Origin of the sequence: Neotamlana sargassicola (assembly GCF_020523965.1) — a bacterium.
Taxonomy (GTDB): domain Bacteria; phylum Bacteroidota; class Bacteroidia; order Flavobacteriales; family Flavobacteriaceae; genus Neotamlana; species Neotamlana sargassicola.
In genome coordinates this window covers 768,874-781,416 of sequence record NZ_JAJAPX010000001.1, presented here as the reverse complement: position 1 = coordinate 781,416, position 12,543 = coordinate 768,874, and the positions used below count along the sequence as shown (strand labels likewise).

General features: G+C 31.6%; 11 protein-coding genes. 3 read left to right on the top strand and 8 right to left on the bottom strand.

Annotation, left to right across the window (positions count from 1 at the left end; all coding sequences use genetic code 11):
* Positions 1 to 33: 33 nt before the first annotated feature.
* Together ybeY and LG651_RS03350 are read right to left on the bottom strand one after the other, a co-directional pair.
* Entirely contained in the window at positions 34 to 456 is a 423-nt protein-coding gene (gene ybeY / locus LG651_RS03355) for an rRNA maturation RNase YbeY (RefSeq protein WP_226694738.1), read from the bottom strand.
* Positions 449 to 3,880 (bottom strand): DUF4175 family protein, encoded by a 3,432-nt coding sequence (locus LG651_RS03350; RefSeq protein ID WP_226694737.1) that lies wholly within the window; start codon positions 3,878 to 3,880, stop codon positions 449 to 451. Before LG651_RS03350 ends, ybeY begins: the two co-directional genes overlap by 8 nt.
* 112 nt (positions 3,881 to 3,992) lie before the next feature.
* Here LG651_RS03350 and gltX point away from each other — a divergent pair, with 112 nt between their 5' ends.
* Together gltX and LG651_RS03340 are read left to right on the top strand one after the other, a co-directional pair.
* Positions 3,993 to 5,501 (top strand): glutamate--tRNA ligase, encoded by a 1,509-nt coding sequence (gene gltX / locus LG651_RS03345; protein ID WP_226694736.1) that lies wholly within the window; start codon positions 3,993 to 3,995, stop codon positions 5,499 to 5,501.
* 52 nt (positions 5,502 to 5,553) lie between these two features.
* Entirely contained in the window at positions 5,554 to 6,555 is a 1,002-nt protein-coding gene (locus tag LG651_RS03340) for an alpha/beta fold hydrolase (protein WP_226694735.1), read from the top strand.
* Between the two features lie 26 nt (positions 6,556 to 6,581).
* On the opposite strand, the gene LG651_RS03335 is transcribed toward LG651_RS03340, so the two are convergent.
* Together LG651_RS03335 and LG651_RS03330 are read right to left on the bottom strand one after the other, a co-directional pair.
* Positions 6,582 to 7,697: a glycoside hydrolase family protein gene (locus tag LG651_RS03335; RefSeq protein ID WP_226694734.1), complete on the bottom strand. Its 1,116-nt coding sequence runs from the start codon at positions 7,695 to 7,697 to the stop codon at positions 6,582 to 6,584.
* A 9-nt stretch (positions 7,698 to 7,706) separates the two neighbouring features.
* A complete protein-coding gene (locus LG651_RS03330) occupies positions 7,707 to 8,390 on the bottom strand; it encodes a hypothetical protein (RefSeq protein ID WP_226694733.1) in 684 nt (227 codons plus the stop codon).
* Between the two features lie 79 nt (positions 8,391 to 8,469).
* On the opposite strand from LG651_RS03330, the gene LG651_RS03325 reads away from it, so the two are divergent.
* A complete protein-coding gene (locus tag LG651_RS03325) occupies positions 8,470 to 9,402 on the top strand; it encodes an SPFH domain-containing protein (RefSeq protein WP_226694732.1) in 933 nt (310 codons plus the stop codon).
* A 26-nt stretch (positions 9,403 to 9,428) separates the two neighbouring features.
* Here the strand turns inward: LG651_RS03325 and LG651_RS03320 are convergent, their stop codons facing one another.
* The 4 genes from LG651_RS03320 to LG651_RS03305 form a co-directional block, all read right to left on the bottom strand.
* The gene (locus tag LG651_RS03320) at positions 9,429 to 9,656 is read right to left on the bottom strand and encodes a hypothetical protein (RefSeq protein ID WP_226694731.1); all 228 of its coding nucleotides are present in this window, start codon (positions 9,654 to 9,656) and stop codon (positions 9,429 to 9,431) included.
* A 72-nt stretch (positions 9,657 to 9,728) separates the two neighbouring features.
* Positions 9,729 to 10,046 (bottom strand): hypothetical protein, encoded by a 318-nt coding sequence (locus LG651_RS03315; protein ID WP_226694730.1) that lies wholly within the window; start codon positions 10,044 to 10,046, stop codon positions 9,729 to 9,731.
* Positions 10,047 to 10,221: 175 nt separating this feature from the next.
* Complete coding sequence (locus LG651_RS03310; RefSeq protein ID WP_226694729.1) at positions 10,222 to 10,854, bottom strand: response regulator; 633 nt, start codon at positions 10,852 to 10,854, stop codon at positions 10,222 to 10,224.
* On the bottom strand, positions 10,841 to 12,499 hold the full coding sequence (locus LG651_RS03305; protein WP_226694728.1) for a sensor histidine kinase: 1,659 nt from the start codon (positions 12,497 to 12,499) through the stop codon (positions 10,841 to 10,843). Before LG651_RS03305 ends, LG651_RS03310 begins: the two co-directional genes overlap by 14 nt.
* Between the last annotated feature and the right edge of the window lie 44 nt (positions 12,500 to 12,543).

Below are 12,543 nucleotides of genomic sequence, written 5' to 3'. Positions count from 1 at the left end.
ACGTGGAACACTAGTTTGAATTCAATATTTATTTTAATTAAACTTCTGATTATAAAGCGCTAAGTATTCGTCTTCTTTGCTTCTCATTAACTTAGCGTCATCATCCGTCTTATCTTTGTATCCGCAATAATGCAGGATACCATGAATAATTACACGCTTTAATTCAACATCAAAAGAAACATTAAAATCCTTAGCATTATCAGCAACTCTTTCAATGGAAATAAAAACATCTCCAGAGATTTGTTTACCTACAGAATAATCAAAACTAATAACATCCGTTAAGGTGTCATGATTAAGAAACTCTACATTTAATTTGTGTAAATATTCGTCATCACAAAATACATAATTCACCTCTTCTAAACTGTGGTTTTCTAATGTTATGGTTTCTAAAATCCACTTAGAAATATCTTCTTCAGAAGACAATTTAAAATCGGTTTCGTAATTAAAATTAATCATTAGTTTGATTGAAATATTCTTGTACTTTAACTTTATAAACAAGCTGCAAAGGTAATGCTTGTTTATTTAATATTTCAGTAGTATTAAAATATTGTTTGGCAGTAGGAATTTGATTTGAAGTTGTGTTTTTAAACTGATTAGAATTAGCTTTAGATTGCCTTTTATTCTCTTCTTCCTGCTGATGCGTCGCATTCTCCAATTTTAATAATTGATGCCTTAATTGCATCATTTTTTGAAGCGTTTGTTGCGTGAATCCTTTATTCAACAATTCCATTTCAACAGCCTCCATTTGGCGCACTAAATTCTTTGCGTTTCCTTTTAAACCTTCTTTAGCAATACGTTCTTCAAGTTCATTTCTAAGCTTCTGTTGTTCTTGGTAAATTTGATAAAGCAGTCCGTTTAAATCTTCATTTGTGCCTTCACCTTCACCTGATTGCTTCTGTCCATTCTTTCCGTTTTTACCTTCTCCATTCTTATCGCCACCATCGTTTTCTCCACTAGAACCCTGAGAACCTTCTCCAGGTTTTTGTCCTTGTCCTGGCTTTTTTCCCTCACCGTCTTTAGGTTTTCCTTCTCCTTTTTTCATACCTTCTTCCATCATTTTATTGAGCTGTTCTTGGCTCATAATAATGTCTGGTAATTGCATGTCGCCACTTCCGCCTTGACCAGCAGACATACTTAAACTTTCTTGCATATTATCTAAAACATCACTTAAAAAATCTGCTAAATTATTTGTTGCTGTAATAGCGAACTGCTGATTGGAAACACCTTGATACACCCGATTATCAGCAAAGTTTTCTAAGCTCTTTTCCATGTTATAATACACTTCCGAAATTTCTTTATTAACCTGTTCGGATAACTTAGGATTACGAAGTGACAGCGCAAACAAACTATCGTCTACATGCTCGAAATGTTCTAATAAATTATTCTGCTTTTTTAAGTTTGAAGCAAACCCGTTATCATTAGTTTCTGAAGATTTAAATTGATTCATTAAGTCTTCTTGATCGAAAGAAAACAAAACTAAATTATCTAAAATTTGACGGAGCGCATCAACATCTTCTTGCAATTGTTCCCCACCAGATGCTTGCATTGCTTGTTGCATACTTTGGCTCATTTGCATCATTTTTTTAGCAGCCTTCTTTTGGCTTTCTCGTGCTTTTTTTAAATTTTGATCTGCGCTATTTTCTTGCTGCTTTTTATTGTCTGAAGCATTTTCTTGTTCTTTCTTTTCTAATTCTTCCGATGCCGTTTTTTGATCTTCATCAATCGCCTTTTCCTCAAGTGCATCTCTTGGGATATCAATAGGCTTTTTTAAGGATTTACTTTCTTCTTCTAAATCTGAAATTTGCTTTTTATAGGCTTCAAATTTCTCGTTTAAAGCCTTCTGTTTTTCAACAGTATTTTCTTCTTTGTTTTCGTTAGAAAGTTTCTCCTGATCAATAGCAAGCTTCATTAAATCTTCTTTTAGTTGATCTAATTTCTTCTCAACATAATACCTTTTTGTTAACTCTAATAATTGCTCTAAACTTCGTTTTTTGTTTTTGTTTTGTTTTGCTAATTCTTCTAGTTTTTCTGTTAGTTGTTCCTTGTTAATTTTCTCTTGTAAACGTTCTAACTCTTTTAGCAATCGCTCGTCCTTTTTTAACCTTTCTTCATTTTCATCAAGACGCTTTTTTAATGCTTCTTTAAACGGATCATCTTTATCTTCTTTTTGAAACTCATCAATATTATTTTTTAATTTATTATTGAAATGTTTCATCATTTGGTCCTGCTCCTTTTGACGTTCTATAAACGATTCTAATTTCTTTTTATCATTAAAATTAAGATCATTTTTTTCCTTTTGAAGTCGTGTGATTTCTTGTAGACTTTTCTCCTGTGAATTAAACTTATCGAAAGATTTTTGTAAATCATTTATGGTCTTACCTTGTTCCTCCAAATTACGTTGCTCCTCTTCTTCTTGTGTTCTTTTTCTAAATGTAAAAACTGCACTTTTAACACTCTTATAGTTGTGAACAGCATCATTATCTAAGACCTCAAAATAAATACTATAAGCTACGCCTTCATCAATATTTAAATTATTTGGAAACGCTGTAACAAACTCTGCAAAATTGGTGTTAGAAATCCCTAAATCCAACTCTTGCTTATCTGTGATTTTATTAGTTGGATAATAAATCATTTTTACATTACGTAAGCCATAATCATCATTAATTTTTCCATGAAAATATAAGGACTGATTATCTAAACTATCTTGTTTTACTTCCACTTTAATTTCTGGATATTGATCTTTGATTACATTGATATTAAAGTTTAAGTTTTCGTAATTTTTTAAATTATTATTACTGGTGCTTAATGTGTAGTTTAAATTACTGAACAACCTTTTTGAAGCTTGAAATGCATTAGTATCTTCACTTTTAAATTGTATTGTATCTTTTGAAAAAAGAGAAATAGAATGCGTTGATTCTGCAGTTATTCTCCATGTTACTTTTGTGCCTTCTGGAACCAATGCATTACCCGAACTTTTTAAAATTTCGTTTGTCTTCTTTAAATAACTCGGATAATCTAGATGCATTTGAAAATCGACAATGCTTGGTGTTTTTACTACTTCAATTTTATATGGTTTTGATGTTACATTATTAGCTTGCAACTCAAATTCAAATGAGGTTTTAGGCTTATTAAAAACATACTCGAACTCACCGTTACCCTTTTGTTTTAGAAAATACGTTTCGTTATTATAATAAACTTCTACTGTTTCTGGAATTACATCTCCAGCTGTACGAACTAGTAGAATAAAATCTTTGTTTTCAACAGCTGTTAAATCTTCATTAATAACAAAAAACTCAAAAGGCGCTGGTGGTGTATAAGCGGTTTTATAATTTACAACACGTTTATAACTTTCGTTAAACCAATTACCTTTTCCAAATAATAAAGAAAGTAAAATGATAACCACTGGTATAGCAGCATATTTTAAATACTTAAAATTAGCTTTTAAATTTACCGCTACTTTAAACGGAATAGGTTTTAGCTCAATAGATTTTTGCTCTATACTTGCTAGTAATAATTCAGAATTACTTTCTGTATTTTTAAGTTGAAATACATTTAACAACTTATCATTAACCTCAGGAAAATGTTTGCCTATAATTTTTGATGCATCAACATAATTAATACCTTTTTGCAGCTTAAATAATTTAGCCAAAGGCAACATAATAAATTTTATTAGTAGCGCTAATTCAACCAAAATAAAAGTCCAAAATAAAATACTTCTAGCTGTTGTATTTAACCACAAAACGTACTCAATAAACATTACAACTAAAAAGTAAAATAGGCCAATAGCAAAAAATAAAATGGCACCTTTTAGTAACTCGTTTACGTAATACTTCTTAATAAAAGCTTCAACCTTTGCTTCTATATAATTGAAATTGTTCATAATAAATTAATCCTTAATACTAAACTACAATTTTATTTATAACAACTGCCTTAATTAGCTGTTAATTGTATCTTTGCAAAAAAAACTGAAGTTTAAAAAATCGTAATAAAACATGACAAAAAATGTTCGTGTGCGTTTTGCACCAAGCCCAACCGGACCACTTCACATTGGTGGCGTTCGTACAGCATTATTCAATTATTTATTTGCTAAAAAACATAACGGAACTTTTGTTTTACGTATTGAAGATACCGACCAAAACCGTTACGTAGAAGGTGCCGAACAATACATTATTGATGCTTTAAACTGGTGCGGATTTCCTTTTGATGAAGGCCCAAACATAAACGAAAAATTTGGACCTTACAGACAAAGCGAACGCAAACATTTGTACAAACAATATGCCGATGAATTAATTGCATCGGGTAATGCATACTATGCTTTTGATACTGCCGATGAATTAGACAAACACCGAAAAGACCACGAAGCTAACGGTAAAACTTTTATTTACAATTGGCATAACCGTTTAAAACTAAATAATTCATTATCGCTTAGCGCGGAAGAAGTGCAAAACAAAATTGAAACTGGCGAAGATTATGTTATCCGATTTAAAAGTCCGCAAGACGAAACTCTACATTTAAAAGATATTATTCGTGGCGATATAAAAATTGACACTAATATTTTAGATGATAAAGTTTTGTTTAAAAGCGATGGTATGCCAACCTACCATTTAGCAAATATTGTTGATGACCATTTAATGGAAATCTCGCACGTTATTCGTGGTGAAGAATGGTTACCAAGTTTAGCATTACACGTTTTGCTTTATCGTGCTTTTAATTGGGAAGCTCCAGAATTTGCACATTTACCATTAATTTTAAAACCAACTGGAAAAGGAAAATTAAGTAAACGCGATGGCGATAAATTAGGTTTTCCTGTTTTTCCTTTAGAATGGAAATCTCCAGAAGGTGACATTTCTAGAGGTTATAAAGAAGATGGTTATTTCCCTGAAGCCGTTGTAAACTTTTTAGCCTTCTTAGGATGGAATCCAGGAACCGAACAAGAACTATTTAATTTACAAGAGTTAGTTGAAGCTTTTAACTTAAACAAAGTAAATAAAGCTGGCGCTCGTTTCGATCCTGATAAAACAAAATGGTTTAACCACCATTACATGCAAGAGCAAGACAATTTAAAACTTGCAGAAGCGTTTAAAAACCATCAAGAAGAATTAAAAACTATTGATGTAAACTATATTGAAATGGTTGTAAGTTTAGTAAAAGAACGAGCAACGTTTATAAACGATTTCTGGGGCTTATCGCACTTTTTCTTTACATCACCTTCAAACTACGATGAAAAGGCTTTTAAAAAGGCTATAAAAGACGATACAGTTGAAATATTAACCAAAGTAAAAAGCATTATAACACATATAGACGATTTTACCGTTAATGCTTTACAAACCGATATTAAAGGCTGGATTACAGACAACAATATTGGTTTCGGAAAAATTATGATGCCTTTACGTTTAGCTTTAGTTGGCGCCTTACAAGGTCCAGATGTTTTTGAAATCATGTTTTTAATAGGCAAAAACGAAACCGTAAAACGCATTGACAACCTCATTGAAAAAATATAATATAAACAAAAGCCTTGAAAATTTCAAGGCTTTTTTTAAACCCTCAAAATTTATGAAAACATTATTTTTAAACCTATGTCTAGTTATTCTTACCATTACTAACATTAAAGCACAAACCAATCAATTGGAATGGTTAGATATTGAATTATCAAATTACGAGTATCCATATGCTGTAAAGGTTTTAGATTTAAACATCCAAAACCAAAACTTAAAAATGGCTTATATGGATGTAAAACCAGAAAATTACAACGGTAAAAACATCGTTCTTTTTCATGGTAAAAACTTTAATGGCGCTTACTGGAAAACAACAATTGAAAATTTAACAAAAGAAGGTTATCGTGTAATTGTTCCAGACCAAATAGGTTTTGGTAAATCATCAAAACCAAATCATTTTCATTATACATTTCAGCAATTAGCTCAAAACACAAAAACATTATTAGATAGTTTAAATGTGAAAAAAACAGCCATTTTAGGTCACTCTATGGGTGGCATGCTTGCTACTAGATTTGCTTTAATGTATCCAGAAACTACAGAGAAATTTATTTTAGAAAACCCTATTGGATTAGAAGATTGGAAACTAAAAGTACCTTACAAACCTGTTGAGTGGTGGTATAACAACGAATTAAAAAAGAGTTACGAAGGCATTAAAAAATATCAGTTAGTTAATTATTACGATAACAAATGGAAACCAGAATACGACCAATGGGTAAATTTATTAGCCGGTTGGACATTAAACTCTAGTTACCAAACTATTGCGTGGAACAATGCGCTTACCTACGATATGATTTTTACACAACCTGTAGTGTATGAATTTAAAAACATTACCGCTCCTACTCTATTAATAATTGGAACTAGAGACAGAACCGCTTTAGGAAAACCATTAGTTACAGAAGCTGTTAGAAAAACCATGGGACTTTATGCAGAATTAGGTAAAAAAACGCAAAAAGCAATTCCAAATGCGAAATTAGTTGAAATAGAAAACGTGGGACATTTACCACATATTGAAAAGTTTGATAGTTTTATAAAACCACTAAAAACTTTCTTAGCAGAATAATATTAAAAAGAAAATTCCTTTAAAGCTTAATGCTTTAAAGGAATTACCATATTCCAAGTATTTTCAAAACTCCAAGCTTTTGGACCGCTACCAACAGCAGCAAATAAATGTGTTGGTTTTCCATCTTCAACTAAAACAAACGGACGCTCAAAATGATTTTGATGCGTAGTTGTACCATCTTCCCAAAGTATATTTCTGCTATAAGCTTTTACTTTATCGAATAAATTCCAGGTTACACCATCTTTAGACCAAATGTGAACACCGCCACCTTCTTCTCCACAAATTAATCCGGAACGATCTTTTATAACGCCTTCATATTTATCGCCTGCCCACCAAATAAATGGGTCTTCAACATCAATATGATTGTTATCTGGTGTTTCAAATCTAAATACAGGTTCTTCGCTTAAACGCTTGTATTCACCTGTAGGGCTATCTGCCATAGCTACACCCAATAATAAAGGTGGTTTTGGTGTCGCTGAGGACTTATACATTAATAAAATTTTTCCCGTTTCAGGATCTACCGCTGGAGATGGATTGGATGTTATTGTAGCATCCCAATGGCCTTCTCTAGGCTCAATAACTGGTTTATCAACACGTTCCCATGGCCCAAAAACCGAATCGCTAATTGCCAAACCTACGCGCTTATTTAACCATGCTGCGTTCCAATTATAACCTTCTGGTTTGGGGTTTTCTTTGGTAGGCATATCAAAATCGTAAGTTGTACCAAAGTGATATAATAAATATTTGTCTTTATATTTTACTATTCTTGGGTTATGCGTACACATACCATCGAAAAACTCTTTACCTCTTGGAGGTAAAACTACTTCTTGAAATTTATAAGGACCAACAGGTGTATCGGCAACAGCACGAACAATTTCTGAGTTTGTAACCCAATTACCAAAACCAACATCTTTAGACCATCTTGAGGCAAACATATGGTATTTTCCGTCTTCACCTTTTATAACAGACGATCCCCAAATCCAGTAATTATCATCACGAAAACCACCGTTTTTTGGAGCTGGTAAAATTTTATCAATAAATGCTTCTTCTTTTTTTGGTGCATCAACACAGTTTAATAAAGGAAGTGATGCTAATGCTGCTGTGGCTTTTAAACCTGTTTCTAAAAATGTTCTTCTTTTCATAAATAAATTTTAAAACATAATGGCGGCACCTAAAAATATTTGGCTTTGGTTTCCCTTAAAACGGGAATCGCCTCCAGAAGTTTCTAAATTTTGTTTTTCTAGTTTGTTAAAAATATTTGTAAACCCATAAATGTATTGGGCTTTAAGCTTAAAATTTCTAATTCCGAGCGAAGCACCAACAATACCATTAATGTTAAACTGAGAGATATTTACAATATCTTCTGCCGTTAAATTATTATAGTTATTTATGTAATATCCTTCTTGTGAATCATCAACAAGTTCAAGTTTACTGTTATATTGAAACATTGGACCTACATCAATATTAAAATACTGAGAAAAAACCTTAACGTGCATTAATAACGGAATTTGTACGGCAAAAACCTTATAATCAATATACTCGCTTTCTGTACTTGTGCTAGTCGGTCGACCTAAAATATTAACATGATTTTCAGAGAGTTGCATACCAAAACCAACGTTATACCATTTAAAAGGAATATCCACAGTTGCTGCAGTTCCTCCTAAAAACCCATTACCTTGTTGAGTTTCAAAATTATTGGTTACAATATCAAATTTTGTAATTCCTCCCATTAAACCAATTCCATTTTGAATACGCTGATTTCCTCTTTGAGAAAAACTTTTTGTAACAAAACATATACAAATAGCTACTAATATTATAAATTGGTTATGTTTCATGTTTCGAGAGAATTTCAAACCAAATATAACATTTATTTTGTACCTTAATTTTTTAACCACCTTTTAAACCTTAATTATTATGGACTTCGTATTTATTCCCGTTCTTTTTATTGGAATCGTAATTTTAATCTCATCAATTTTTATTGTAAAACAACAAACCGCTGCAGTAATTGAACGCTTTGGTAAGTTTCATAGTATACGACAATCGGGATTAAAATTTAAAATTCCATTAGTAGATAAAATAGCTGGCAAGCTAAGTTTAAAAATTCAGCAATTAGATGTTATTGTTGAAACTAAAACTTTAGATGATGTATTTGTGCGCTTAAAAGTATCTGTACAATATCGAGTGCTTAGTCAAAAAGTATACGATGCCTTTTATAAACTTGATTATCCGCATGAGCAAATTACAAGCTATGTATTTGATGTAGTTCGTGCCGAAGTACCTAAAATGAAACTTGATGATGTATTTGTTAAAAAAGATGATATTGCTTTAGCTGTTAAAGCTGAATTAAACGATGCTATGTTAGAATATGGTTTCGATATTATCAAAACTCTTGTTACAGATATTGATCCAGACGCACAAGTAAAAGCTGCAATGAACCGCATTAACGCCGCTGAACGTGAAAAAACAGCTGCTCAATACGAAGGTGATGCTCAACGTATTTTAATTGTAGAAAAAGCCAAAGCTGAAGCTGAAAGCAAGCGTTTACAAGGGCAAGGTATTGCAGACCAACGTCGTGAGATTGCTCGTGGTTTAGAAGAGTCGGTTGAAGTTTTAAATCGAGTTGGTATTAACTCTCAAGAAGCTTCTGCGCTTATTGTAGTAACTCAACATTACGATACCTTACAGTCTATTGGAGAAGAAACAAACAGTAACTTAATATTATTGCCAAATTCTCCACAAGCAGGTAGCGATATGCTAAATAACATGGTTGCAAGTTTTACGGCTAGTAACCAAATTGGTGAAGCTATGAAAAATGCCAAGAAAAAGAAGGATGATAATTTAGAATAAAAATTAACATACTAAAAAAAGCCTGTTCAATTAAAACAGGCTTTTTTTTTATTCTTAAAACTTTCTATTAAATTCTTTAAACTATTTCGGTAATTTTCTAATTCTTCCGCATCAAGTTCTCCTTTATCGAAGTTTCCTTTTGGTAAAGTGCTTCTACTCTCATCTAAATATTTTTGAAGTTCGGGATAATCGTCTTCAATAGTTCTTGTTAAAGAGGCTATTTCTGTAAGTATCTCGCTATTTGCAGTTTTCATAAATTATATTTTTTGTTTTTGTATAACTTATAAAAAATATAACACACTTTGTCTTAAAGAGTTGCTAAAGTTTTAAGAATCTCGGTCCTCTTCTTTATGCAACCAAGGCTTGTAATTTTTATAAGCAGGTCCTTTTAATTTTGATCGCTTAGTGCCTACAGTAATTTTTTTATAAGCCTCTGTATTACTACTCTCCCAAACCTTTTGGTTTTTATATTCTGGACCTGTTAAATTTTCCTTTTCTACAACGGTATAAACAACTGTAGGCACAATATCGTGTTGCCAAGGTTTGTAATTTTTATAGGCAGGTCCTTTAAATTCGTTTCGTTTTTGTGCGTAAGCTCCAAACGAAATTATAATTGTTAATGCGGTAAATACTATTTTTTTCATAACTAATTCTGTTTTAAATTCTTTTATAAAATTAATAACAGATTAGCCCATTTACAGGTCTATGAAACTACCGAAATAACATCCGTATTTATACTGATTGAAATATCATGGTGGAATGTGAGGTCAGATTTAGCGCAGTCAAAACCAAATTTTCTTTTAAAAATAGAATCAACAGTTATATCAAATTAATTTCTGTAGCCTTTTTAATAAGTTCTGCTGTGTTTTTTACCTCCAGTTTTTTAATAATATTGGCACGATGGGTTTCAATAGTTCGGCTACTAACAAACAACTGTTTTGCTATTTCTTTAGTTGTTAGTCCTTTTGAAATTAAACCTAAAACTTCCTTTTCTTTGTTTGATAATATATTTTCACTAACCGATTGTTCCGACATATAATTAATCATTTTCTCAGCGATTTGCGGTTGGAAATACTTCTTTCCGCCATTTACAATTCTAATAGTTTTTATAAGCTTATCTTGGTCGGTATTTTTTAACAAATAACTATATGCTCCGTTTTTGGCACAACTTGCAATATAATTACCTTCGTCGTGCATAGAAATAACAATTGGTTTTACATTAGTATTTTGGCTTTTTAACGCATTTAAAACCTGAAATCCGTCCATATTTGGCATGGTTATATCTAGTAAAACAATGGCAATATCTTTATGTTTTTCTAATTCTTGAAACAATTCGTTCCCATCTTCAACAAGAGCAACCACTTGTACATCGTCGTACTTTTTTAAAAGCTCGTTTAAGCCGTTTCTAAAAAGTTCGTGGTCGTCTGCTATAATTAGTTTAATTGGTTTCATAATCAATAGGTAATTCAATTTCAAAAGTGGTATTTCCGGCTTTAGAATTTATGTTTACTTCGCCGTTACAAATATCTACACGTTCTTTAATGTTTGTTATGCCAGAACCCAACGTTACATGGTTTAAATTAAAACCTATGCCGTCATCAAAATAAAATAGCGATATGAAATCGTCAAATTCCGATAAGGTAATTCTAATATGTTTTGCTTGAGCGTGTTTTATGGTATTATTAATAAGTTCTTGAGTGATTCTAAAAATATTAATTTGCTGGTTTTTAGTTATTTTACTATCATTTTGTTTAGTTAAATCTTCAAAAATTATTTGAGTTTTAGTGGAGTTTTTTATGCTTTCAATAAAATTTAAAATAGCTGTTGATACTCCAAAATCGTCAATACTTGAAGGCATAAGCGCATTAGACATAACACGGATTTCTGTTATAGTTTCATCTAAAATCGTTTTCATTTCAAAACGTTGCGCATCATTTTCTATTTTATTGTCAATATAGAATTTTAAAGAGGTTAGCAACGGGCCTAAACCATCGTGTAACTCTCTTGCTAAACGGCGCCGTTCTTTTTCTAAACCATCAACCAATTGGCGTTTGGTATTTAATCTGTTTTTGTTTTCGTTATTTCGAAATTCAACTAATTTATCCCGCATTTTTACCAAACTTTTACCTAAAACATCGTTCGCACTTTTTGGTGTGTATTGTGCATTTAAATTCATTTTTCCAATGTTTTCTGAAAAACTAACAGCACCTTGCAACGATTTTTTTAACTGCCCAAGGGCATTAAACATTTCGGTAATTTCGGTAGAGTTTTTATTAAATTGATGATTCTCGGAATAATCGCCATTTGCCATAATTTTTAAACTCTTTTTCATATTCTCTATTGGATTTGTAATAATCCTCGTTAAAAACAACGACAGAACAATAGCCAAAACCGTTATTAAAACAATTAACCCGAATAGGCGCAATCGTAAATCTTTAAGTGGTGCATTAACTTCACTTTCGTCAATCTCTGAAACTATAGCAAGATTTAAGTTCTCAACTTCAATTACATCGTAAACACCATAAACCTTAATGCCGCGATAATCTGGATAAATTCCCCTACCCGATTGCCCTAAAAATGCTTGAGTAACTCCAACTGTTTTTGCTAAAATAGTGGCAGGTATTTTTTGAGTTAAAAAACGCGATTGCGAACGCAAATAAAAATCTTGACCAACCAAATACGATTCTCCAGATTCGCCCATTCCCGTGCGCTCTAAAAGAATATTTTTAATTTTATTATAATCGATTACTTTAATTTTAGTTTGATTACTATCACGTAAAACTAAAGCAATTGATGTTTTTTTATTAAGATGAAACTCGGTTAAATCGTAAATTCCAGATGATGAAAATAACTGTTCAGCATTTATAATTTTTAAGCTGTCGCTGAAGGATGCCGTTTGCGGATTATTTTTAAATGCTTCCCATTCTGAAGTAATTAATCGCTCAATTTGAATTTGTTTTAAGGTTTTAATGGAGTTAAGCTGAAGCAGAATTCTATCGTCTAAAACCTTAGAAAATTGATTGTAAAACGTTACTGAAAGCAATACAATAACTAAAAACACAAGACTGTTTATAATTATTAATATTAACGATCGCAAGCTCATGGTTTAGTTGTTGGTTGTAATTGTAAATATCGTGATTT

What these genes read in the sequence shown, in the direction of transcription:
- ybeY (WP_226694738.1), bottom strand. Translation starts at nt 456, where the DNA reads ATGATTAATTTTAATTACGAAACCGATTTTAAATTGTCTTCTGAAGAA.
- LG651_RS03350 (WP_226694737.1), bottom strand. Translation starts at nt 3,880, where the DNA reads ATGAACAATTTCAATTATATAGAAGCAAAGGTTGAAGCTTTTATTAAG.
- gltX (WP_226694736.1), top strand. Translation starts at nt 3,993, where the DNA reads ATGACAAAAAATGTTCGTGTGCGTTTTGCACCAAGCCCAACCGGACCA.
- LG651_RS03340 (WP_226694735.1), top strand. Translation starts at nt 5,554, where the DNA reads ATGAAAACATTATTTTTAAACCTATGTCTAGTTATTCTTACCATTACT.
- LG651_RS03335 (WP_226694734.1), bottom strand. Translation starts at nt 7,697, where the DNA reads ATGAAAAGAAGAACATTTTTAGAAACAGGTTTAAAAGCCACAGCAGCA.
- LG651_RS03330 (WP_226694733.1), bottom strand. Translation starts at nt 8,390, where the DNA reads ATGAAACATAACCAATTTATAATATTAGTAGCTATTTGTATATGTTTT.
- LG651_RS03325 (WP_226694732.1), top strand. Translation starts at nt 8,470, where the DNA reads ATGGACTTCGTATTTATTCCCGTTCTTTTTATTGGAATCGTAATTTTA.
- LG651_RS03320 (WP_226694731.1), bottom strand. Translation starts at nt 9,656, where the DNA reads ATGAAAACTGCAAATAGCGAGATACTTACAGAAATAGCCTCTTTAACA.
- LG651_RS03315 (WP_226694730.1), bottom strand. Translation starts at nt 10,046, where the DNA reads ATGAAAAAAATAGTATTTACCGCATTAACAATTATAATTTCGTTTGGA.
- LG651_RS03310 (WP_226694729.1), bottom strand. Translation starts at nt 10,854, where the DNA reads ATGAAACCAATTAAACTAATTATAGCAGACGACCACGAACTTTTTAGA.